Annotated in this window: 13 protein-coding genes; 10 read left to right on the plus strand and 3 right to left on the minus strand. The window is 46.6% G+C overall.

The genetic code is table 11. The features are described from left to right. Nucleotides 1-416 precede the first annotated feature (416 nt). The 10 genes from rtxH to btuD all read left to right on the plus strand — a co-directional run bounded on the left by rtxH (nt 417) and on the right by btuD (nt 21,559). Nucleotides 417-752, plus strand: coding sequence for a protein RtxH (gene rtxH, locus AACQ21_RS11310; RefSeq protein WP_105977520.1), 336 nt, complete (start codon nt 417-419; stop codon nt 750-752). Between the two features lie 14 nt (nt 753-766). Next, nucleotides 767-1,228, plus strand: coding sequence for an RTX toxin-activating lysine-acyltransferase RtxC (rtxC, locus tag AACQ21_RS11315; protein WP_017044044.1), 462 nt, complete (start codon nt 767-769; stop codon nt 1,226-1,228). A gap of 22 nt (nt 1,229-1,250) precedes the next feature. Continuing rightward, nucleotides 1,251-15,212, plus strand: a complete 13,962-nt coding sequence (gene rtxA / locus AACQ21_RS11320) for an MARTX multifunctional-autoprocessing repeats-in-toxin holotoxin RtxA (RefSeq protein ID WP_105977521.1) — start codon at nt 1,251-1,253, stop codon at nt 15,210-15,212. A 192-nt stretch (nt 15,213-15,404) separates the two neighbouring features. After that, on the plus strand, nt 15,405-16,433 hold the full coding sequence (cobT, locus tag AACQ21_RS11325) for a nicotinate-nucleotide--dimethylbenzimidazole phosphoribosyltransferase (protein WP_105977522.1): 1,029 nt from the start codon (nt 15,405-15,407) through the stop codon (nt 16,431-16,433). After that, nucleotides 16,433-17,233, plus strand: coding sequence for an adenosylcobinamide-GDP ribazoletransferase (locus AACQ21_RS11330; RefSeq protein WP_105977523.1), 801 nt, complete (start codon nt 16,433-16,435; stop codon nt 17,231-17,233). The genes cobT and AACQ21_RS11330 overlap by 1 nt, the downstream gene beginning before the upstream one ends. Continuing rightward, nucleotides 17,233-17,832 (plus strand): bifunctional adenosylcobinamide kinase/adenosylcobinamide-phosphate guanylyltransferase, encoded by a 600-nt coding sequence (cobU, locus tag AACQ21_RS11335; protein WP_105977524.1) that lies wholly within the window; start codon nt 17,233-17,235, stop codon nt 17,830-17,832. The genes AACQ21_RS11330 and cobU overlap by 1 nt, the downstream gene beginning before the upstream one ends. Then, nucleotides 17,829-18,431, plus strand: a complete 603-nt coding sequence (locus tag AACQ21_RS11340; protein WP_105977525.1) for a histidine phosphatase family protein — start codon at nt 17,829-17,831, stop codon at nt 18,429-18,431. Before cobU ends, AACQ21_RS11340 begins: the two co-directional genes overlap by 4 nt. A gap of 223 nt (nt 18,432-18,654) precedes the next feature. Beyond that, nucleotides 18,655-19,683, plus strand: coding sequence for a succinylglutamate desuccinylase (locus AACQ21_RS11345; RefSeq protein ID WP_047691738.1), 1,029 nt, complete (start codon nt 18,655-18,657; stop codon nt 19,681-19,683). A 138-nt stretch (nt 19,684-19,821) separates the two neighbouring features. After that, nucleotides 19,822-20,817, plus strand: coding sequence for a vitamin B12 ABC transporter permease BtuC (gene btuC, locus AACQ21_RS11350; RefSeq protein WP_179217552.1), 996 nt, complete (start codon nt 19,822-19,824; stop codon nt 20,815-20,817). Beyond that, the gene (btuD, locus tag AACQ21_RS11355; RefSeq protein WP_010318604.1) at nt 20,804-21,559 is read left to right on the plus strand and encodes a vitamin B12 ABC transporter ATP-binding protein BtuD; all 756 of its coding nucleotides are present in this window, start codon (nt 20,804-20,806) and stop codon (nt 21,557-21,559) included. The genes btuC and btuD overlap by 14 nt, the downstream gene beginning before the upstream one ends. A 228-nt stretch (nt 21,560-21,787) precedes the next feature. Here btuD and AACQ21_RS11360 read toward each other — a convergent pair whose 3' ends face one another. The 3 genes from AACQ21_RS11360 to AACQ21_RS11370 form a co-directional block, all read right to left on the minus strand. Next, nucleotides 21,788-22,363 (minus strand): nucleoside triphosphate pyrophosphohydrolase family protein, encoded by a 576-nt coding sequence (locus tag AACQ21_RS11360; protein ID WP_010318603.1) that lies wholly within the window; start codon nt 22,361-22,363, stop codon nt 21,788-21,790. 148 nt (nt 22,364-22,511) lie between these two features. Further along, nucleotides 22,512-23,078: a DUF1415 domain-containing protein gene (locus tag AACQ21_RS11365; RefSeq protein WP_026027360.1), complete on the minus strand. Its 567-nt coding sequence runs from the start codon at nt 23,076-23,078 to the stop codon at nt 22,512-22,514. A gap of 69 nt (nt 23,079-23,147) precedes the next feature. Continuing rightward, a complete protein-coding gene (locus AACQ21_RS11370) occupies nt 23,148-24,362 on the minus strand; it encodes an MFS transporter (RefSeq protein ID WP_105977526.1) in 1,215 nt (404 codons plus the stop codon). Nucleotides 24,363-24,406 lie beyond the last annotated feature (44 nt).

A 24,406-nucleotide genomic window follows, 5' to 3' on the forward strand; every position in this document is an offset into this window, starting at 1 on the left:
GCATTGGATGGCGTTTCATTAGAGATATCTAATTTTATCTCACGAATTCCGATCAGCAGTAAGTAGACTGATAAGCAATGTAGCATGGCTTTTTTTTCATTTAAATCAGTCATATATTTGATTCTTCAAGGGCCAGAAAAAGAAAGGGGGCGGATCATATCATTAATATCAATAGATGCTCAAATATTATCTGGTCTGATTAGTTAATTGCGGTTTTTAAAGGTTTTAATTATCAGTTGCTTGTATTCGATAATATTTTGGTTTTGTTAATTTATTCATGACTTAGCGTTATTGTATGGTTGCATGCCATTGAAATGCTGTATAACATTAAAAATCATTTTTGGGTTATCGCTACTTTTTTATAAGTGGCTTTAATCTTTTTTTAATTTCTTTTTAAATTATGAGGTGAGTTATTTATGTCTGAGAAATTCGTTCAAACTGTATCGAGTGTTAATTATAATAAAGGTGTTTTTTCTCTCTATTTTGTTGGACAGAATCAATCCAACATGGCAAACGGTATTATGGCGGAAAGTGATACGGACTTAGAGCTAAAAGAAGTGATTCATATGCCTGCTTCTGGTTTTATGTATATGGTTTCGATGGTTAAGAATATGCTTGAAGATCCTCGTATGAACGAAGAGTTAGAAAAATTAATTGCCGCAGGTTTTCTACCATCACCGAGTGAAGCACCTCAAGAGAGCGAGAGTGGTATTGAGCCTGCTAAAAAACGCGTGACACGCACGAAAAAATAAAGGTGGCTTAGCGTATGTTGATTCAACATCACGCGGCAAAACTGGATCGTGCAATGATGCAGAAAATGATGGGTGGGATTCTTCTGCTCAGCCAATATTCTCCTCTGCATCAGCGGTATCTTATCAGTGAATGGCAGCAACGGATTATGCCATCATTTGAGTTAAATCAGTTTTGCTATTACGAAGATGAACAAGGACGTCCAATTGCATTTTGTAATTGGGCGTTTTTGTCTGAGCAAGTGAGAGAGTTGCTATTGTCCGGTGAACGAGAAATCGAAGCCGCTGACTGGCGCTCTGGTGATCATATCTACATTCCTGAAATGCTTGCTCCTTTTGGGCACGGACGTCAAATCGTCAATGACTTACGACAGCGTGTTTTTTTGCCGTGGAAAGGGCAAAAAGTGTGTACTGTCCGCGGCAAAATCGACACGCAAAACGACCGCTGTATCCGTAAGGTACAGTGGTTTTCTATTTAAATAATAATAAGAGCCACAGTCTATGGGAAAACCATTTTGGAGAAGTGTCGAATACTTCTTCACCGGAAATTATTCCGCCGACGATGGAAATAACGACATTGTTGCCATCGGTTTTGGCGGCGAAATTCATGCTTATGGCGGAGATGATCATATTCATCTGGGGTCGATCGGAGCCACGGTATATACCGGTTCAGGTAACGATACGGTATCGGCGGGGGCCGGCTATCTAAAAGTTGAGGATACAACGGGGAACCTGAGCGTTCGAGGCGCTGCGGGTTATGCTGATATCAAGAAAAACGGAGACGGTAATCTCTCATTTTCAGGTGCTGCTGGTGGTGTAGACATTGGTCATGACGGCCAGCATGGCAACATCAGCTACGCAGGTGCTGCGGCTTACAACCACATTAAGCGCCAAGGGTTATCAGGCCATGTTTCTTTCCAAGGTGCTGGTGGCTACAACGCTATCTGGCATGAAACCAATCATGGAAACTTGAGTTTCGAAGGTGCAGGTGCGGGCAATAAAATCGATCGTACTTGGTTTAACCAGTATCAAGGATCTCAAGGTGATGTGCGTTTTGTCGGCGCGGGGGTTGCTAACAGTATTAGCTCACGTGTTGAAAGCGGTAACCTGCACTTTAGTGGAGCTGGTGCGGATAACCATTTGGTTCGCAAAGGCAAGGTTGGGGATGTTACCCTAGAGGGTGCCGGGGCATCCAATCGAATTGAGCGTACGCACAATGCGAACGATGTGTATACCGAAACACGCGGTAATATTCGCTTCGAAGGTGTGGGTGGTTACAACAGCCTTTATTCTGATGTGGCACATGGTGATATTCATTTCTCGGGCGGTGGTGCTTATAACACCATTACTCGTAAAGGTAGTGGCGGCGACTTTGATGCTCAAGGTATGGAATATGCCAAAGCGGACGAGATCGTACTCACTGCCGCACAGATGCACGGTTTATCGATTGATAACGGCAACAAGTTCCATGCGGTTAACGCCGTAAAATCAGAGCGAGAGCCCAATACCTATTTGTTTGCTATTGCAGATGGTAATTACACCAAAATCAACAAAATCCGTCTCTATAACGATGCCGAATCCGGCAAACTCAAGTACTACTCAGAGGCGTGGTTCAAGCAGGGTAATCACTTAACCGATCTTGCTCATTCCGATGTTTCTTCTTCAGGTGGCTTTGAGTCCAATCCAGTCAACGGTGGTTACACCCTTTCTAATATTGCCATTGAACATCAGCAATCAGTGACTGTTCATGCGGTTGAAAAAAGCCTGACTGAATATGAGTGGGTGACTTACGCCAATGGTGCGGTGATTGATGCGAAAGATGTGTCATTGTCGGATGCAAAAATGGGTGGTCACGCCATTTTTGCTGATGGCACTAAGGTTGATGTCAAAGCGGTGAAATCAAACCGCAAACCCAACACTTATGTTTACGCTAAAATGCTGGGACAACACACGAAAATCGTTGTGGTTGAACTGGCGAACGATGCCGAAACCGGCGCGCTGAAATATCAAGCTCGCTCTTGGTATAAAGAAGGTGATCACACGGCCAATATAGCCAACCAAGATATTTCGTCTGCAACTGGGTATAACCCAATGGGCAAAGGGGGTTACTCGCTCAGCGACTTGCATTACAGCGTTAACGCGGTAAGAAGTACCAGCGAAACCGTGGCTGATATCGACGAATACACGGATCAAACCTTATTCAAACCCGTAAGCGATAGCGGCGAAAGCTCTGGCGATATTCATTTCAATGGTGTCGGTGGCGGTAACGTTATTAAATCCAACGTAACACGCGGTCATGTTTACTTTAACGGTGGCGGTCTTGCCAACGTGATTTTGCACAGCTCCCAATTTGGTAATACCGAATTTAACGGTGCAGGCGCGGCTAACGTGATTGTCAAAAGTGGCGAAGAAGGGGATCTCACCTTCCGCGGCGCAGGTTTGGCAAACGTATTAGTGCACCAAAGTCAGCAGGGCAAGATGGATGTTTACGCGGGTGGTGCGTTGAACGTGCTGGTTCGTGTCGGTAACGGTGATTATCTGGCTCACTTATTGGCTTACGGCAACATCTCGGTACAGAAAGGCCAAGGCAATAGTCGAGTTACTCTACTGGGCGGCTATAACACGCACACGCAAATCGGTAGTGGTGATGCACTATGGCTAGCGGCTGGCGGTTTCAATGTCACGACGCAAGTCGGTCAAGGCGATGTGGCTGCGGTACTGGCTGGTGGTGCAAACGTACTGACCAAAATGGGTGAGGGTGAACTCACGGCGGGTATGCTGGGTGGTGCGAACGTGATTACCCATATCAGCAGTGATGATCAAGTATCGAATACCACGGCGGTGGCACTCGGCGGTGCAAACATTCTCACCAAAAAAGGCAAAGGCAACACCCTTGCTGTGATGGGCGGAGGCGCGAACGTGCTCACCCACGTCGGTGATGGCACCACAACGGGTGTCATGGTAGGCGGCGCGAACATCCTAACGAAAGTCGGGAATGGCGACACGACCGGTATTATGCTTGGCGTTGGCAACGTGCTAACGCATGTCGGCGATGGTCAAACCCTTGGCGTAATGGGCGCGGCGGGTAATATCTTCACCAAAGTGGGTGATGGAACCTCTATTGCAGTCATGATTGGCGCAGGCAATATCTTTACCCATGTGGGCGAAGGGAATGCTTGTGCACTGATGGGCGGCCTTGGTAACGTCTTTACCAAAGTGGGCAACGGTGATGCTCTCGCGTTAATGGTGGCCGAAGCTAACGTCTTCACCCATATCGGTGATGGCATGTCGGTGGCGCTTATGTTGGCCAAAGGCAACATAGCAACTAAAGTCGGTAATGGAACCACACTTGCGGCTATGGTGGGTAACGCCAACATCTTCACTCACGTAGGCAGTGGCAGCACGTTTGCTGCAATGATCGGTCAAGCCAACATTATGACCAAAGTGGGCGATGATCTCACCGCTGCGCTGATGGTCGGTAAAGCTAACATCTACACCCATGTCGGTGATGGAACCAGCTTAGGAATATTTGCGGGCGAAGTGAACGTGATGACCAAAGTCGGTAACGGCACAACGCTGGCGGCGATGTTCGGTAAAGCCAACATTATGACCCATGTCGGCGATGGTCTAACGGGCGTGTTAGCACTGGGCGAAGCCAATATCGTCACCAAAGTGGGTGATGATTTCATGGGTGTTGTGGCCGCGGCGAAAGCCAACGTCGTGACTCATGTCGGTGATGCAACCACCGCCGCTGTATTGGCGGGTAAAGGCAATATCCTCACCAAAGTGGGCGAAGGCACCACGGTAGGTTTATTGATTTCCGATATCGGCAACGTGATGACCCATGTCGGAAATGGCACGACTATCGGTATTGCCAAGGGCAAGGCAAACATTATTACCAAAGTCGGTGATGGCTTGGGTGTTAACGTGGCTTGGGGTCAAGCTAACGTGTTTACTCATGTAGGTGATGGAGATCGCTATAATTTTGCCAAAGGTGAAGCCAACGTCATCAGCAAAGTGGGCGATGGTCAAGAAGTCTCAGTCGTGCAAGGTCAAGCCAATATCATTACCCATGTGGGTGATGGTGATGATTATACCGGTGCTTGGGGTAAAGCCAACGTTATCACCAAAGTGGGTAATGGCCGAAATGTTGTGCTAGCCAAAGGTGAAGCCAACATCGTGACTCAAGTGGGTGATGGCGATAGCTTTAACGCACTTTGGAGTAAGGGCAACATCGTCACCAAAGTCGGTGATGGTATGCAGGTGACCGCCGCGAAAGGTAAAGCGAACGTAACGACTCGAGTGGGAGATGGCCTAAACGTCACCGCCGCTTATGGGGATGCCAATATTAACACCGTGGTTGGTGACGGTATTTCGGTCAATGTTGCTTGGGGCCAATACAACGTCAATACCAAAATCGGCGATGGTTTGAACGTCGCGGTCATGAAAGGTAAAGCCAACGCTAATATTCATGTTGGTGATGGTTTAGGGGTTAATGCTTCTTACGCTCAAAACAACGTGGCGATCAAAATCGGTAATGGTGATTTCTACAGTTTGGCGGTCGCGTCGAGCAACACCAGTAGCAACAAGCTCTCAGCCCTGTTTGATAACATCAAGCAAACCGTACTTGGTGTAGGTGGTAGCCAAGCAATCAACTACTTAGTGCAAGGCGATGAAGCATCATCATCCGGCACGCATAAAGGCCGTGGTGCGATTGCGACACCTGAAATCACCAAGCTGGATGGCTTCCAAATGGAGGCGATTGAAGAAGTGGGCTCTGATTTGGGAGACAGCCTAACAGGTAGTGTGACCAAGGTAGACGCACCTGATCTCAATCAAATGCAAAATGCGCTCAGCGTTGACGACTCTTCGGACCAAGTTCAAGGGCCAAATCTCATTGTTAATGGCGATTTTGAGCAGAGTGATTTCGGTTGGAGTTCTACGCATGGTGTCGAAGCTTATGTTTCTGCAAGTTCATATGGTTTGGAGCGGGATGGGCACGGTAACAATGTGTCTGAATTGGCAACAGATCAAAGCACGACTATCTACCAAGATATTCAGAACCTGACGGAAGGCGAGGTCATTGCTGTGAGCTTTGATTTTGCAAAACGTGCAGGCATTTCTAATAACGAAGGCATTGACGTTCTTTGGAACGGTGAAGTGGTGTTCTCATCGTCGGGTGACGAGTCTGCTTGGCAGCAAAAAACCTTAAAACTGACCGCTCATGCTGGCAGCAACCGTATCGAATTCAAAGGAACAGGCCACAATGATGGGCTGGGCTATATCTTAGATAACGTAGTTGCGAAATCAGAAACGCCACAGCAAACTAATGCGGTGAGTGAGCATGCAACGCAAAATCAAGCGTCGCAGAATGCCCTATCAGACAAAGAGCGCGCAGAAGCGGATCGCCAGCGTCTAGAACAAGAAAAGCAGAAACAGCTCGATGCTGTCGCAGGTTCGCAAAGCCAACTGGAATCTACCGACCAACAAGCTCTGGAAAATAATGGTCAAGCGCAGCGCGATGCAGTGAAAGAAGAGTCGGAAACCGTGACGGCTGAGTTAACCGAACTGGCACAAGGTCTCGATGTGCTCGATGACAAAGCCACGCATACGGGTGAGTCGGGCGACCAATGGCGCAACGATTTTGCCGGTGGCTTGCTTGATGGTGTTCAAACCAAATTGGACAACGCAAAACAGGTTTCTGGTGAGCAGATTACTGCCACGAAACAGATGCACGCGGACAATCAAAATAAAGTCAAAGATTCGGTTGCACAATCGGAAGTGGGCGTCGCAAAAGGTGAGCAAAATCGAGCAGGCGCAAAGCAAGACATTGCTGATGCAGAAGCCGATGCAAAAACACGCAAAGCCGATGCTGTGGCGAAAAGCAATGATGTGAAACAGGCCGAATCTGACGCACACAGCGCAGTAAACGACGCGCAATCGCGTGGTGATCGTGATGCGATGAATGCCGAAAATAAAGCCAACCAAGCGCAGAATGATGCAAAAGGGACGAAGCAAAACGAAGGCGATCGCCCTGACCGCGAAGGCGTGACTGGCAGCGGCCTTGCGGGTCAAGCACATAGCGTCGAAGCCGCTGGTGTTGCGGGCCGCCATATCAACGCTGACAGTCAAACAAACGCTGATGGCCGCTTTAGCGAAGGCTTGAGCGAGCAAGAGCTAGAAGCCTTAGAAGGTGCGACCAATGCAGTCAACCGCCTGCAAATTAACGCAGGAATTCGAGCGAAAAATACGGGTAGTTCTGTCACTTCGATGTTCACTGAGACAAACACCGACAGCATTGTTGTTCCAACAACGGCCTCTCAGGATGTGAGCCGAAAAGAGATTCACATTTCAGGGGTGAACCTAGAAGGGCTAAGCGCTGTTAAGGGAAATCAACCGACTGGTCAACTTGGTTCTAAAAGCGTTCCCGGGTTTAAAAGCCATTTTGCATCGACATCCATTGGTATAGAAAATGAGCTATCTGGCCTAGTTGTTGTTTTACCTAAGAACTCAGCACAGACGTTTGGATATGTGCATGATTCACAAGGTAACCCATTGTTTATGTTGACCAAAGATATGAATCAAGGTGGTTACAGTAACCCAGTTGGTATCACTGATATCAAAGGGGTGAACAACTGGCAGACTCATACCATTGAATTGGTTACATATCCTAGTGAAACCAGTGATATGGTTGCGATTGAAAGTCGCAAAGAGGCAATGTTATGGCTAGCGAAAGAATTTACAGGCCATATCAATCAATCGAACCACCATAGCTTACCTAGTTTGGTTAGTGATGACGGGCGTTTTACGCTGGTTATATCGAATTCGAAGCATTTCATCGCGGCGGGTAACGGTACTTCTATTGAAGCTCAAGGGCAGACAATAGGAATGACCCCTAGTGGGCAACAAGCCACGATGGCCATCAGCGCGAAAGAATTTGGTTCAAGCTCGTCATTGGAAGTGAGACTTCTAGAATCTGCGCCTTGGTATCAGTCAGGACTGAGAGATGAATTTTTAGTAAATGCGAACGAAGCTAAATTAGATGATCCAGTGGCAGCGCAAAATGTGTATGCCTATCTAACATCGGTGTATTCAAAAACAGCAAATCTGGCGAAAGAGTACGGTATCTATATTAATGATTGGGATCCTGCATCTGAAGGCTTCTCGCTGAATGCTCAAGGATTAACCGATCCGAAAGTGAAAAATGCTTGGGAGATTTTGCCGAGAACTAAGCCAGTAAAAATGCTGGAGCTTCTGAGCGCAGACGACTCACGATACGTGCGACAACAAATTATTGAGAAGCTGAAAGGTTCACATTCAGAAAGCCTTGCTAAGAACGTGTTTGAATACTTCCAGTATGGCGGAGAAGTGGCGGGGCATGGAATCAACAATGCAACGACAGGAAGTTCGCAGCAGCCTGAACCCGCGATTTTGTTTGAGTTTCGCAGTGTGCCGAGTGTTTTAAGTAAATTTGTGCCTAAAACAGAGTCCACCGCAAAAATTGATGTTAAGGCACTCGATCATTTTGACTCTGCTAGCCGCAAAGCCATCATTACTGAAGTGAATGCTCTGGTGAGCGATAGTGATGATTTCGATGCCTGGTATCAGGAGTATCGGGCAAGCAAAGGCCAGCCTCCAGTTAAAAACCCTAAATCCAGTGCTTCTGCAAATCATAAAGCAGAATGGTTGATGACGCAGTATGCCGAGCAATGGGCGCAAATTACGGCTCCTTATATTGATAGCCATGAGACGCTCACATTAACCAAGATAGCTTCTAACGATAAAGAGGAATTACACGCTTTAGGTGAAACGTCGAATCTAGAGAGTAACAAGCAGCAAGAAAACGTCGCTTCCATAATGAACAACATGTTAAATGACGTGTTGCCATTTTACTCACTCCGTGCCGAACGAAATCTATTAGTGCAAGAAGGCGATAAAGGTTTTGAAGTTCGATCGTGGCCGGGAACCGATGGAAAGAGAAAGACTATTCTTCTTGATAATCCTGAAGATGCAGCTCAACAAAAATCCATTGAGCGCTTTATCTTGGCAAACTTCGACAACTTCGAGCAGATGCCAGATGAGCTATTCTTAGTCGATAACAAGGTGCTCTCGCATCACGATGGTCGCACGCGAATTTTGGCACAAAAAGAAGACGGTGCTTGGACGTACAACACCAACGTAGAACTGATGTCTGTGACTGAGCTACTTGATGCTGCTCATGTGAGCGGTAAAATTCGTGGTGAAAGCTACCAACAAGTGATTGATGCACTGGCTGATTATCATACTATCCCTCTTCTATTTAAAGCCGCAAAGGATCTAGGGCACGGTGCGATTGATTATGCAGATTATAATTTGGAGTCCGTAGAAAAACTGGTGAACCTGCGCAAACAGGTTGAAGGCTACCTACTCGGCCACCCCGATTCTGGCCGCGTTGAGGCTATGAGTTCACTGTTAAACCAAGTGAATGTGCGTTTAGAGGAAGTCTCGGTTCTTGCAGCCTCTGAGCAAAGCATCAAAGCTCACGATAGCTTTAGCCGTCTGTATGACCAGCTTGATAACGCCAACTTGAAGGAGAGTAAACATCTGTATCTGGATGGAAATGGCGATTTCGTCACTAAGGGCAAAGGTAATCTTGCCAATATCGATCAGCTAGGCGGTAGCGATGCTGTACTTGAAAAAGTAAAAGCAGCCGTAAGTCATGAATATAGTCAAGCTGTTGCCGATACGATCTTCGCAGGGCTTTCTGCAAACGATCTTGCAAAAGATGGTAAAGGTATTGATATTGCTGGGTTAAACAAAGTACACCAAGCGATTGAACAGCACATGTCGCCAGTGAGCGCGACCATGTACATCTGGAAACCGAGCGATCACAGCACATTGGGTCACGCATCACTGCAAATTGGCCAAGGTCGTACACAACTAGAAGGTCAAGCCGTAGCTGATTTCAATAAACAGAATTACGTGAGTTGGTGGCCACTAGGTAGCAAGTCATCCAATATTCGTAATATCTTCAGCGTTGCAACAGAAGATCAGCCTGATCTTAAATTGCGTTGGAGCGATTTGAGTCAGCCAGCGCATCAAAATAGTATGCTGTCGCATGATATGGTGTCAGAAGAAAACGATGGCTTTGGTTTGAATGACGGTGAGATCAAGCTGAAACGCTTTATCGAAAAACTCAATGCCGCTAAAGGTATTGATGCCTCTTACAAAGACGCTTCTGGAGGTTACGCGAGTGTGCTACTGGGCAACCCGGATATACTTGAAACGACAGGCATTCCAGCACATGTATTCCAACCATTCGTTGAACAGTGGAATGACACCAGTTACGACATGATGGATGTAGCAAACCGTTTTGCCGAAGAGCTACAGAAACAAGCTAAAGCGAGTGGCGATCCTGCCCTGGTGGAAAAACGCATCGATAATGTGGTTCGTCAGTTTGCTGAAAGAGCGCTAGAGGAGATTAAAGAGTTCAAAGCAAGCCAAGCGGATCAAGGCCGTGTATTCCGCATTAACTTAGAAGGGCTTGATGCTGCGGCAATGCAGGTAGAATGGCATCGTCTAAGTAACGACCCGGATGCGCGTTATCAACTGCTCACCAAAAACTGCTCTAGCACGGTCGCTAAAGTGTTGAAAGCGGGTGGGGCAGATAAACTCATTGGTCACACATGGCTGCCTAAGTTTGGTGTTTGGACGCCGACAGAGCTATTTAACTTTGGTCAAGCGTTACAAGAGGCCCAGTTAGAAATCGTGGCTAAGAAGCAAAATCTTCGGAATACAGAATTGTTATTAAATGATTCGTCTGTGGATAAAGCGGTAGCTTCTGATACAGAGCTGGGGACAAATACAGACTCATCCCATAAGAATTATCAATCCCGAGATTTAGTTCTCGAGCCAATCGTGCAACCAGAAACCATCGAGCTTGGTATGCCTGATATCGATCAGAAAATATTGGCGGAGGTTGCTGAGCGTGAAAATGTCATTATCGGTGTTCGACCAGTTGATGAGAAGTCGAAGTCACTGATTGATTCTAAGCTCTATAGCAGTAAAGGTTTATTCGTTAAGGCGAAAAGCTCTGATTGGGGGCCAATGTCTGGTTTTATTCCTGTAGATCAGTCATTTGCCAAAGCATCTGCGAGAAGAGATCTCGATAAATTTAACGGCTATGCCGAACAATCCATTGAGTCTGGTAATGCGGTAAGTGCCGATTTGTATCTAAATCAGGTTCGAATGGATGAGTTGGTGTCTAAATATCAGTCACTGACAGCTCTTGAGTTTGATGCAGAAAGCGGTATGTACAAAACAGCGGCAACCAATGGTGATCAAACAGTCACTTTCTTCCTGAATAAAGTGACTGTTGAGAGCAAAGATCTGTGGCAGGTTCATTACATGAAAGATGGCGAGCTAGCGCCGTTCAAAGTGATTGGTGATCCTGTATCTAAACAGCCGATGACAGCAGACTATGATTTGTTGACGGTGATGTATTCCTACGCTGATCTAGGGCCGCAAGATAAGGTCAAGCAACCATTAACTTGGGAGCAGTGGAAAGAGTCTGTTACTTACGAAGACTTAACGCCTAAGTATCAAGAGCTATACGATAGTGAGGTGCTTTATAACAAGAAAGATGGGGCAAGCCTTGGTGTTGTGAGCGATCGCTTAAAAACTCTGAAAGATGTGATCAATACCAGCTTGGGCAGAACCGATGGCCTAGAGATGGTGCATCATGGTGCAGACGACGCAAACCCTTATGCGGTAATGGCGGACAATTTCCCTGCGACTTTCTTTGTACCTAAAAGCTTCTTTATGGAAGATGGTTTAGGCGAAGGAAAGGGCTCTATCCAAACGTATTTCAATGTGAATGAGCAAGGTGCGGTGGTGATTCGTGATCCGCAGGAGTTTTCTAATTTCCAGCAGGTAGCGATTAATGTCAGTTACCGAGCATCACTCAATGATAAGTGGAATGCTGGCCTTGATGACCAACTCTTTACACCAAAACGTAAATTGTCTCATGAGTTCTTAGATGTGAGAGATGAACTCGCTCATAAATTGAAAGCAAAAGTTGTTGATTTTGAAAAAGAAGTTCAACTGGATAGACTCGGTGATCATCAAGTCGATAGCACGGTATCAACGTTATCAGTGACGGCTGTAGACAATCAAAACGTCGACGATTGGAGTCAGATAGCGGTTGTACCTAAAGATGACGGCGGTGAAACGCGCTTTGACGGCCAAGTGATTGTTCAAATGGAAAACGATTCAGTAGTTGCAAAAGCGGCGGCAAATCTAGCTGGCAAGCATCCTGAAAACAGTGTGGTCGTTCAGCTCGATTCTGAAGGGAATTATCGCGTGGTGTATGGTGACCCATCGAAACTGGATGGAAAGCTGCGCTGGCAACTGGTTGGCCATGGGCGTGATGACTCAGAAAACAACAACACTCGTTTAAGTGGCTACAGTGCCGATGAGCTTGCGGCGAAACTGGCGAAATTCCAGCAGGCATTCGGCCAAGCGGAAAACATCAGCAACAAGCCTGACCATATCAGTATTGTCGGTTGCTCTTTAGTGAGTGATGACAAGCAAAAAGGTTTTGGCCATCAATTTATCAATGCCATGGATGCTAATGGTCTTCGTGTGGATGTGTCGGTTCGCAACTCTGATGTAGCGGTAGACACAACAGGGCGCAAACATACTCAAGATGCCAATGGAAATTGGGTACAAAAGGCTGAAAACAATAAAGTCTCACTGACTTGGAATACGCAAGGCGAAGTTACCGCACGTGACGAGATCATTCGTAACGGTGTGGCGGAAGGGGATATCCATCTTTCTCGTGTTGGTGCGAGTGAGGTTAATGAGCCAGCACGTGGTGCCATCGGCGACAACAGTGAGGTGTTTGAAGCACCTGAAAAGCGTAAAACGGAAACGGATACTACGGCATCGGCGGGCAGTGACAATAAGCTCAGCTACTCGGGCAATATTCAGGTCAACGTCGGTGATGGTGAGTTCACCGCAGTTAACTGGGGTACGTCAAATGTTGGTATTAAAGTGGGTACGGGGGGCTTTAAGTCGCTGGCCTTTGGTGACAACAATGTCATGGTTCATATTGGTAATGGTGACAGCAAACATAGTGTCGATATCGCTGGTTATCAGGCGCTTGAAGGTGCTCAAATGTTTATGGGTAACCGCAACGTAAGTTTCAATATGGGTCGCAGTAATGACCTTATCATGATGATGGATAAGTCGATCCCAACACCGCCACTGGTCAATCCATTTGATGGTGCTTCACGTATTTCAGGAGTATTACAAAGCATCGCACAATCAGGCAAGGGTGATGATTGGTTAGCGGCTCAAGAACAGCAGTGGACACTCTCTGGTGCGAAAAAATTTGTCAAAGAGATGTCTGGTCTCGATCAAACCAGCAGTGTTGACTACACCAGTTTGGTTGATTTGGACTCTCAGAATGATCGCAGCAGCCGCGGCTTGAAGTCTGATGCTGAAGCAACGTTGAATAAACAGTACAACCAGTGGCTAAGTGGCAATAGTAATAATGATTCTGGCAAGATGAGCCGCGCGGATAAGTTCCGTCAAATGAACGAGAAGTTGGCCTTTAACTTCGCGGTCGGTGGCCAAGGAGCCGATATTCAGGTCACCACGGGCAACTGGAACTTTATGTTCGGAGACAACATCCAAGCGATTTTGGATACCAATCTCGGTTCATTGTTTGGCGTGTTAACCCAGCAATTCTCAGCAACGGGAATGGCTCAAACGACCTTTACCTATAATCCGCAAGACTTGCCTCGTCAGCTTAAGAATAAGCTGCTGGGTAAATTTGCTGAGGTCGGTGCAGAGACGACTTTAGGTGATATCTTCGGTGTCAATTACACCGCTGATGGCAAAATAGTCTCTCGTACTGATGAAGCGATAGATGGCGTTGCCATTTTAAAAGAGATGCTAGAAGTGATAGGCGAGTTTGGTGGTGAGCAGCTCAGCGCATTTACTGACCCAGAAAAATTGCTAGATAGCCTCAAAGCGGGAATCGATATGGGGGCTGATGGTCTTCAATCCTTTGCTGAAAGTCATGGACTGAAAGAGAAAGCACCAGAGGAAAACGATACAGCGCAAGTGACTCTCAATGGCGCACCTGCGGCAACGGAAAACGTATCAGCCACTGTTGAAGAAACCAAACCAGAGCGCGCATTTGGTTTTAATGCGCTCAATTTGCCCAATTTATTTGCCACCATGTTTAGCAAAGATAAGCAGACAGAGATGGCATCATTGGTCAGTAATCTGAAGCAGAATCTCACCGCCGATTTGCTCAATATGAAGGATAAAACGTTTGATTTCCTTCGTAACAGTGGGCATTTGCAAGGGGATGGCGATATGAACGTTTCTCTGGGTAATTACAACTTCAACTGGGGCGGTGACGGTAAAGATCTCGGTGCTTATCTAGGCGACAATAATAACTTCTGGGGTGGCCGAGATGACGATGTGTTCTACGCAACGGGAGTCTCCAATATTTTCACCGGCGGTGAAGGCCACGATATGGGCGTTTTAATGGGTCGCGAGAACATGATGTTCGGCGGTGATGGTAATGATACGGCAGTTGTGGCCGGACGCATTAACCACGTCTTTATGGGCGCGGGTGATGATCAATCCTTTGTCTTTGGCGAAGGTGGTGAGATCACCATGGGGTCAGGTAATGACTATGCGGTCACTTCAGGTAACTTCAACCGTGTGGACATGGGAGACGATCAAGACTTTGCTGTAACCATCGGTAATAACAACCAACTTGATCTTGGTGCAGGCAATGACTTTGCGAGAGTCTTTGGCAATCACAACCGAATTGATGCTGGCCAAGGAAACGATGAAGTCAAACTGATGGGTTACCATGCTTCGATTAATGCTGGCGAGGACGAGGATTACTTAATTGCCGCCGCCATCTCAAAATTCAGCACATTAAACGGTGGTGAAGGTAAGGATGTCATGGTGCTTGGGGGTTACCAAAATACGTTCAAAGGCGGTGCTGGCGTAGACAGTTTTGTGGTCAGTGGTGAGGTGATCGATAACGTGGTTGAAGATATTCGCCAAGGTGAAAACATCATCTTCAACGGTATTGATTGGAACCGTTTATGGTTTGAGCGTAGTGGTTACGATCTGAAAATCTCTATGGCACGCCATACTGATACCTCTTCCGATCAAACGCTATTTGATGCGTTAGGTTGTGTGACTTTCAATGATTATTTTGCAAATAATCGAGCCAAACTTATTATCGGTTTAGGTGAAAAAGACGCTCAAGGCGAGCAGGAATATACCTGTTTGACTGATAATGCGTTAGACAACCTCATTCAAGCGATGAGTTCCTTCGCGCCTAAGGTGGGAGAAAGCAACTTTATGGATGGATTAGCTTCTCAGCCTCAGCAAGCGATTATGGCCGCATGGTCGGATGTGAATACCGGGAAGTTTAGCTTGTCGTAACCATGTCTTTCATGGGTTAAAACCAGCCTTTGTAGGCGTGTCTGTTTGACAATAGCGCCCATATAAACCTAAAAACGCCTCCTGATTTTATAGAAAACAGGGGGTGTTTTTTTAGGCTCAAATAGGCAAAACCTAGCCGATACTAGCGAATACGAGTAAACTCTTCTCTTTTCATGGAAGAGCCCAGAAGCAATGTTAAAACAAGATCATAGCCAAGCGATACAGCAAAGAATCGATCAAAAAACCAAACCGTTGGGAGCGCTGGGCCAACTTGAGTCATTAGCACACCAGCTCGCCTTAATCCAAAGTCAAAATCAGCCTCAGCCCACTCAGCAGATCACCATTCATAAGCCTACAGTACTGGTCTTTGCTGGCGATCACGGCATTGCAGATGAAGGCATTAGCATTGCGCCAAGCGCGGTGACTCAGCAAATGGTGCTTAACTTTCTGACGGGTGGTGCGGCCATCAACTGTTTTTGTCGCAGCAATCAAGTCGAGATGAAAGTAATAGATTGCGGGATTTTACTCCCTGTAGAAAGCGACAATCCGCACTTTCTTGTGCAGCGCTTAGGTAGCCGAACGGAGAACTTTGCTCGCCAAACGGCGATGTCTGTAGAGCAAGTGAAGCAAGGGCTACTGCTAGGCAATCAGGCCGTGCAGCAGGTGATTCGTGCGGGGTCCAATATAGTGATGTTTGGTGAAATGGGCATTGGCAATACCAGTAGCGCTTCTGCGATATTAGCGGCGCTTTCTAAACATTCTGTTGAACAGTGCGTTGGTTACGGCACTGGCATTTCAACACAGCAATATCAGAAAAAAGTAGAGCTGGTGAAGCAAGGCGTAACACGTTGCCGTGGTTTGGATCCAGAAACGGTCCTTGCGGAAGTAGGCGGCTTTGAAATTGTGCAAATGGTCGGAGCATTTTTAGGCGCTTACCAGCAGCAAACGCCGATTCTGGTGGATGGATTTATCGTCACGGTAGCCGCGTATGTGGCCACACTTATTGAACCAGATTGCCGCGAGTTGATGATTTTTGCTCATCAGTCCCATGAATCGGGCCACCAACGCGTACTTGAACAGTTAAACGCGACACCACTGCTTAATTTAGGGTTGAGATTGGGTGAGGGAACGGGTGCTGTATTAGCCGTACCTTTGGTCAAAGCGGCTGCCGAGTTTTATAACACCATGGCCAGTTTTGCCGACGCAGGAGTGACAGTGTAATGCTGCGCGTTTTCGCTTATCAATTTGAGCTGTTCTGGTTGGCGCTGAGTTTTTTCTCGCGCCTTCCTATTCCTAACAATACGCCCTATTGCAGTGAACGAATGAACCGATCTGGGCGCTATTTTTCCTTGGTTGGTCTATTACTCGGCGCGATCTGCGGTGCCATCTACAGTGTGCTGATCCTGATTTTACCAAACGAGGTAAGCATCGCACTGACGATGGTGGCTAGTTTGCTATTAACAGGGGCGTTTCATGAAGATGGCTTAACTGACATGGCGGACGGCATTGGCGGAGGAATGACGGCTGAGCGCCGTTTGAGCATCATGAAAGATAGCCGCATTGGCACTTATGGTGCGGCCAGTTTAGTGATGGCGCTACTGTGTAAGTTTCTCTTTTTAGAGGCGCTACTTGGTTATGGCAACGTATTAATGGTGTGGGTGCTAGGCTACAGTTTTAGCCGTGCGATAGCGGCATCGTTGATTTTCGATATGCCGTATGTAAGCGATCTCGATAGCAGCAAAAGCAAGCCGCTAGCCAATAAACAAACCCTTCCAGAGCTCATTTTTCTACTGCTGTGCGGCTTAGCGCCTGCGTTATGGTTTGGTTGGCAGGTAAGCTTAAGTTTGGTATTGGTTGCTGTGGTTTTTCGTATTTTCTTCAAAGCTTGGTTGATGGCGCGTATTGGTGGCTTCACCGGAGATTGCCTTGGCGCTGCACAACAGATTATGGAACTGCTGATCTATCTGCTGCTTATTGTATTCGCTGGGTTGGGTTATTTGAGCATGGGATTGATTGAATAATGGTGCATTTGATTTTGGGTGGCGCGCGTAGCGGTAAGTCTTGTTTCGCTGAACAGGCCGCAAAGCAAGAACACCAAGCCCTGTTAATGCGGCTGCCGCAGGCTCAGCTTAACTATGTTGCCACCGCGATTGCGTTTGATCATGAAATGCAGGCAAGGATTACTCACCATCAGCAGCAAAGAACGTCGGAATGGCAAGAGCACGAATGCCCTGAACAACTGCCTGAGTTAATTGCCACTTTTTCGGCACATGATGTGGTATTGGTGGACTGCTTAACGCTGTGGCTGAATAACGTTATCTACAACCATGGCCAGCAAGCTCACGAAGCGGAGATAAAAAAGCGAGTCGAGCAACTCTGTTTTGCCGTTGAGCAAACACCCGCCACTTTGGTTATCGTCGCTAACGAAGTGGGCCTTGGCGTGATCCCGATGGGGGAGGTTTCGCGCTTATTTGTCGATAACGCGGGCTGGCTTAACCAAGCGCTAGCCAAGTTAGCAACCCGAGTGAGCTTTATTGCGGCGGGCTTACCGATTGTTTTAAAAGACATCGCTTTAAAAAACACTGCTCTAAACGACATCGCTTTAAAAGGCTCACAATGATCAATCTCTATTTGATGCGCCACGGTAAAACCGTCGGTCGGCCTGCGCTCAATGGTAAAACAGATGTGCTCGTTGAAGCGCATCGGCAAGAGCAGATCGCTCACACTTTGCTGAAATCCCCTTACTTCTTCTCAAACATCATTACTTCGCCGCTACGCCGTTGCCATGATTTAGCGCAGCAACTGGTTTTACAGCAGCCGAAATTGGATTACCAAATTGAGCCTGATTTCCAAGAAATGGATTTTGGTGATGTCGATGGCGTGGCCTTTGATGAACTGCAATCGATGTGGCCAGTAGTGGAAACTTTGTGGACCAATCCGGCCCAACATCAACTACCGAATGCAGAAAACTTGGCCGATTTTCATCAGCGTGTCACTCGTGCTTGGGAGGCTCAGATTAAAGGGATTAAGCAAGATACTTTAATCATCGCTCATGGTGGAACAATCAGAATGATACTTGCCAATGTTCTAGGCACTGATTGGCAAAACCACCATTGGTATAGTGTGTTGAATATCGACTATCAATCATTAACTCATATCCAAATAGGAAAAGATAACGCTAAGAATGTGAGTGTGAAGAGCATCGGAATTCAAATTTAGCACCGGGTGAGCATGCAGTAGAGTATGGAGTAACTATCAGATTTAATGATAGAATTCCCGGCAATTAACGCCGGCCTCTGGTTAAGCGTATTTTTGTATAAGGTATTGAGACGATCGTTGATGAATTAAGTTTACCCTTATCCATCTTGATAAGTGGGATCGCCTCAACATAAATTGCTTCTACAATTCATTAACATACCGCTGTGCAATAAAGGAGTAACGCATGACGAAGTCCCTTTTCCGCCAATCTTTCCTATTTGATAGTTTGGATTTAGACCAAGAAATGGTCACTGGCGAAATCAAAACGGCAGCTGGTATTACGCTTAAAGTGCTCTCGCGTGGAGTGCTCGAAGTGATCCCCGCTCATCTCAACGATGAGAGTAAGCACATCATTATTTCTTGCGGTATTCATGGTGACGAAACTGCGCCAATGGAATTAGTAAATAAGCTGGTGGATGATATTCAGTCAGGTTTTCAAGCGGTCCAACACCGCTGCTTATTTATTGTGGCTCATCCTCAGGCGACGAATCAACATACCCGTTTCGTGCAAGAAAATTTGAACCGTTTATTTGATGATAAAAAGGGCAATACCTCCCTAGAAAGAGAGATTGCACAGCATCTCAAACAGACAGTGAAAGACTTTTTCGAACACACCGCTGAGCAAAACCGGTGGCATCTTGATTTGCACTGTGCGATTCGTCACTCCAAACATTATTCGTTTGCCGTCAGCCCCAAATCTCGCCATCCTGTGCGCAGCCGCGCACTGATGGCATTGATTGAAAGTGCGCATATCGAAGCGGTGCTGCTTTCAAATTCACCCTCGAGTACCTTCAGTTGGTACAGTGCAGAGAATTTTGCCGCGCAAGCTTTAACGCTTGAGCTGGGGCAAGTCGCACCTCTTGGTCAAAACAACCTAGAGCGATTAGTCGCGTTTGACTTAGCCATGCGCGATTTGGTAGCCAATGCGACACCTGAACACTTGCCAAGAAAGCCAACCATTTATCGTGTCAGCCGTACCATTGTCCGTTTGCATGACGATTTTGATTTCATGTTTGATGATAACGTCGAAAACTTCACCGCGTTTAAACATGGTGAGGTATTTGGTCATGATGGTGAAAAGCCACTCATGGCGAAAAATGAAGATGAAGCGATCGTATTTCCTAACCGAAAAGTGGCATTAGGTCAGCGAGCCGCGTTAATGGTGTGCAAAGTGGCGACACGCTATGAAGACGATCAATTGGTATACGATTAACCGATGGTACTTTTGCCTGTTAATCTTTTGACCTGTTAACGAGGTTAACAGGCGATTGCTTTGGTATATCACTTTCTATTTAAATGGCTTAACGGTAAGGTTAGGCCATTATTGTTTCTCTTACTTACATATAAGCGCATGACGTTCAATCAGTTACTCTTAAAAAAACAGCGTCGCTGGCATTACGCCCTCTACGCTATGCTGGCATTGTTGATTTCGATGAGTGCGTTTTATTTGATGGTGGGTGAACTCTTTATCAGCCCATTTCACACTTGGTCACCACTGGAATGGCAGTTAGTGACTGAACTTCGTGCTCCTCGTCTGCTCTCTGCCGTCATCATTGGTGCTTCACTAGCCGTATCAGGCGCGGCGCTGCAAGTGCTATTAGGGAATGTTTTGGCAGAGCCGGGCGTGCTTGGTATTTCTGGTGGCGCCAGTGTGGCGATGGTAGTGGTGCTGTTTTTCTTCCCTGCCTTGGCCTCCCCTGAAATTTTCATGCTTTGTGCCGTAGTCGGTGCGATGGTGTTTACTCTTTTACTGGTCAGCATGGCTAAAGCGATGCGTTTAAGCACAACTCGCTTACTGTTGGTCGGTGTGGCGCTGGGTATTTTATCTGGTGCTGTGGTGACATGGGCGTTTTATTTCAGTAATGATCTCAGTTTAAGGCAACTGGTTTACTGGTTGATGGGCAGTATTGGTGGTGCAAGCTGGTATCAACATACGCTTTCATTAGCTGCGCTTCCGGTGATCATCTGGCTTGCTCTGCAAGGAAAAACGTTAGACAAACTGATGTTGGGCGAAACTCATGCAAAGCAGTTAGGTGTGGATGTGCATCGACTACGTTGGAAATTGATTTTTGCCGTGTCGCTGCTGGTAGGAGCTGCGGTGGCATTGGGCGGTGTGATCAGTTTTGTTGGGTTGGTTGTTCCGCATTTATTGCGCTTGGCGTTTGGTTCTGAAAACCGCTACCTTTTACCTATGTCGGCTCTGTTCGGCGCACTCTTACTGGTTTGCGCGGATACCGTTGCCAGAACGGCGCTTAATGCTGCTGAGCTTCCACTTGGTGTCGTCACTACCACCATTGGTGCGCCGATTTTTATTTGGATGTTGTTGAAAAACCATGATTCACGTTAATAGCCTGCAGGTTTCATCACGTTTATTGCCACTCTCTTTTACCTGCCAAGCGGGAGAGGTGCTGCATGTTATTGGGCCTAATGGCAGCGGAAAAAGCACTTTACTGTCGGCGTTAGCTGGCGTGACAGAGAGCCAAGGTGAGGTCTACATTGGTGATCTTCAGCTTTCAAGCGCATCGTTAGAGGCGCTGTCACTGCACCGAGCTTATCTGTCGCAAAACGACAAGCCTGTTTTTAATGTCGATGTTTATCAATATCTTGCCTTAGCGATCCCCAGTTGCGCCGATTTACATTCTCAGGTTGTTAATCAAGCCGTGGTTCATCTCACTCAACGATTGAATATTCAAGACAAATTGCATCGATCCATTCACCAACTGTCAGGCGGCGAATGGCAACGTGTCCGCTTGGCCGGTATTTGCTTGCAAATTTGGCCAACCTTAAACCCTTACGCGCAGTTATTGATATTAGATGAACCTGCGGCGCCTCTTGATATTGCTCAAGAAGGGTTGCTTTATCGTTTGATTGAAGAGGTTGCACAGCAAGGGATAGCGGTAGTGATGGCCAATCACGATCTCAATCGAACATTGCGCCATGCCGATCGCGCTCTGTTACTGCAAGATGGCGTATTGCAAAGTTCCGGCTCGGTTGAACAAGTATTAGAGAGCCAAGCGTTAAGTGCAGCGTTTCAGACTCAGGTGAAGCAGGTTGTTGTTGAAGGAAAGCCTTACCTTATCTTTGATTAAAAGCACAACTGTCGTGCAGTAAGCACACTTTTAGCGCATCAATGTGCTGAAGATAGAATGATAAAAATAGTAAGTCTATTAAAAACAAATAGTTAGGTTTTATGTGAAAGTTGGCACGCCAATCGCATTAATAGAATCGATACATTCTCGTTCTTGTTAGGCTTTTTATAAGTCTCTTAACCACCTTGCTCCCACAAGGTGGTTTTTTTTATCTGAGTCTTTGCAAGGTTATTGCGTCAATGAAGCAAGGTCAGCAGGACGGTAATAGACTGATTTGAGCACTTTACCTTGGCGAATCGTTTTGCCTTCAGAGACAAAATCTTGTGCGCATTTAGCAATAATGTAGTCGCCTTTTTGTACGGCCATCAGCTCAATACCTTGCTCAGCATAGTAGGCTTGGGTATCGGCATACTCTTTTTCATTGCGACATACTTTACTCATGTTCGAGCTGTGTACTTCATCCCAGCATGGAATAAATTCGATGCCACGATTTACGGCAACATTGAGCAGAAGATCAATCAAATAGCTGATCGCTAAGTTGTCACTCACTTGGCTATGTCCAAGGTGGACTAAACGACCCATCAAAACATACACAGTATCGATGATCGCATCCGCTTGTTCTGTTTTATTGTCAGCTTCAGCAAGTTCAGTCAACTCTTCAATCGCGAGCGAAGTATGCAACGTGTCAGCTTTATCGTTTAAGCTGCTGGCATCAGCAACGGGGAGATCAAAGGTGCTACGAAACTCGGTAATATCGCGGTAAAGATGATCGTAAATCTCTTGAGTAAGCTTGGATAAATGCATTATCTCGGTCCATTGGTTTGGTTAACAGGGATTGTGACGCGTAGTAACAAATTAATAGTAATAAACTGATAGTAAGAAAATGGATAGTAACAAACTGATGGTAAAGCTGCGACCCATGCCATCAGTTTAGTTTGGTTAAAGAACAGGGTTACTTATTGAGAAACAAATAAGGAAACAGTTGGCGGCGTTCTTGGTCACTTAGAGCACTAACACGAGCGATATTGGTATCGGGAATCGCTTCTGGGTTAGGGTAGTGCTTGAGTACTTTTTCCATGCTCTCTTCGCGAATAAGATGGAAAATCGGGTACGGCGAACGGTTAGTTAGGTTTTCGTCATCTTCGGGGCGTGTGCCGCCAAAACAGTAGTGAGGGTGAAAGGTAGCAACTTGAAAGATGCCTTGCCAATCTTGTTGCGTAATTAATGCTTCGACCCAATCGATAAAAAAGTTGTACTCAAAAAAATCTTCGAGCATGTTTGGCACCACCACTAAGGTGGTCTCAAGAGACTGTGCCGAGCTGCCTTCTAACTCTAGCAATTGTTGCAAAATATCTTGCAGCAATTGTTCTTCAGTATCGGCTTCACTGACGAAAATTTTGATCTGCTGGTTACGTTGTGGTTTTGCGGCGAAAGGGCAGAGATTTAAGCCAATCACCACATCGTTAAGCCACTGTTCGACTTCAGTTGTGATGGCGGTTTTATTTATCGTTACGCTCATAGTGCTTATTAAAACAGTCAATTTGGCGCAAGCATAACATGAGTCTTTTGATAAAGTGAGTGGATAACACTACTTGATCAATTCATGCAGCGGTTTGCGGTGCGCCAGTGCGCGGTCATCATGGCGCAATTTCCAACAGAGAAAAAACATCGCCACATACAACACCATTCCACCCGAAACCACCACCGTCCAACCGCCATTTTGCCAGCAATAGAGTAGGAAAAACCCGCCGAGGCTGCCACCCACATAGTAATGAACCAAATACAGAGCGGTCGCGGTTGCTTTTGCGCTGCTGGCCTTTTGGCTCACCCATGAATAGGCGAGCGTATGAGTAAAAAAGGCGCCGAAACTGATCAACATTAAACCGATCAGCATAAACGGGATTGATTCAACCAAGGCTAGCCACATCCCCGATAAACTGAGCAAGGCTCCCAACATCATGCCCGAAATGGCATTGTAGCGTTTTGTCCAGTTGGCGGTCAGTTTCGAGCTGAGTGTTCCCGCCAAATAACATAGGAAGATCAATGATGCTAAGCCAATCGGTAGCGAGTAGGGTTCGGCGACAAGCCGAAAGCCCATCACTGAGTAGAGATTAACAAACAGCGCGAAGTTAGTACCACCAATCAGCATCGCTAGCCACAGTGTGCGGTTAGAAAGATGTTTTACCAGCGCACGGTTGTGGTGAAAGAACAAGCCTCGTTGCGGCGTGAAATTGCGTTGAATGGGCAGTAACCACAGCACAATGATGGCGCATACGAAAGTGAGTATGGCAATCACAATCACGGCTTGTTGCCAGCCAAAGGCATCGGTCAATATACCGCCTAAAATTCGGCCACTAATGCCACCTAATGAATTCGCAGCAATATAGCCGCCAATCGCTTGGCTAAATGCTTGAGGCGAAAGCTCCTCAGCCATGTAAGCCACGGCAACCGAAGCAAAGGCGGCCAATGCGACGCCCATTAGTGCACGTGTTAAAACCAGCACCCATAGCTGTTGGCTGATCAACATTAAGCTGCCGATTAATGGCATCATGAATAGCCCTAATAACATCACTTTGCGGCGGCCAAAGGATTCAGAGCTGATTGCCCAAGGGACTAAACTGACGGAGAGTGCGAGGGTTGATGCGGCAAATAACCAGTTAATTTGGGTTTCCGAAACCGCAAAATGCGTAGCAAGGTAGGGCAACATTGGCTGAAAAAGATAGAGATTACAAAAGACTAAGAACGAGCCGAGCGCAAGTCCCCAAGTGACTTTTCGGTATTCTTTACTGCCAATTTCGATCATGATTACGCTTCACTTACGTTATGTATCTGTGATCACAGTAGCAG

The sequence above is a fragment of the Vibrio sp. V01_P9A10T6 genome (assembly GCF_963877065.1).
GTDB lineage: Bacteria > Pseudomonadota > Gammaproteobacteria > Enterobacterales > Vibrionaceae > Vibrio > Vibrio anguillarum.

Bases quoted from the DNA above. Each gene is read 5' to 3' on its own strand.
- AACQ21_RS11330 (WP_105977523.1), top strand. From the start codon at position 16,433: ATGCTGCGCGTTTTCGCTTATCAATTTGAGCTGTTCTGGTTGGCGCTG.
- cobT (WP_105977522.1), top strand. From the start codon at position 15,405: ATGTTAAAACAAGATCATAGCCAAGCGATACAGCAAAGAATCGATCAA.
- cobU (WP_105977524.1), top strand. From the start codon at position 17,233: ATGGTGCATTTGATTTTGGGTGGCGCGCGTAGCGGTAAGTCTTGTTTC.
- rtxH (WP_105977520.1), top strand. From the start codon at position 417: ATGTCTGAGAAATTCGTTCAAACTGTATCGAGTGTTAATTATAATAAA.
- AACQ21_RS11360 (WP_010318603.1), bottom strand. From the start codon at position 22,363: ATGCATTTATCCAAGCTTACTCAAGAGATTTACGATCATCTTTACCGC.
- AACQ21_RS11345 (WP_047691738.1), top strand. From the start codon at position 18,655: ATGACGAAGTCCCTTTTCCGCCAATCTTTCCTATTTGATAGTTTGGAT.
- btuD (WP_010318604.1), top strand. From the start codon at position 20,804: ATGATTCACGTTAATAGCCTGCAGGTTTCATCACGTTTATTGCCACTC.
- rtxA (WP_105977521.1), top strand. From the start codon at position 1,251: ATGGGAAAACCATTTTGGAGAAGTGTCGAATACTTCTTCACCGGAAAT.
- AACQ21_RS11340 (WP_105977525.1), top strand. From the start codon at position 17,829: ATGATCAATCTCTATTTGATGCGCCACGGTAAAACCGTCGGTCGGCCT.
- rtxC (WP_017044044.1), top strand. From the start codon at position 767: ATGTTGATTCAACATCACGCGGCAAAACTGGATCGTGCAATGATGCAG.
- AACQ21_RS11370 (WP_105977526.1), bottom strand. From the start codon at position 24,362: ATGATCGAAATTGGCAGTAAAGAATACCGAAAAGTCACTTGGGGACTT.
- btuC (WP_179217552.1), top strand. From the start codon at position 19,822: ATGACGTTCAATCAGTTACTCTTAAAAAAACAGCGTCGCTGGCATTAC.
- AACQ21_RS11365 (WP_026027360.1), bottom strand. From the start codon at position 23,078: ATGAGCGTAACGATAAATAAAACCGCCATCACAACTGAAGTCGAACAG.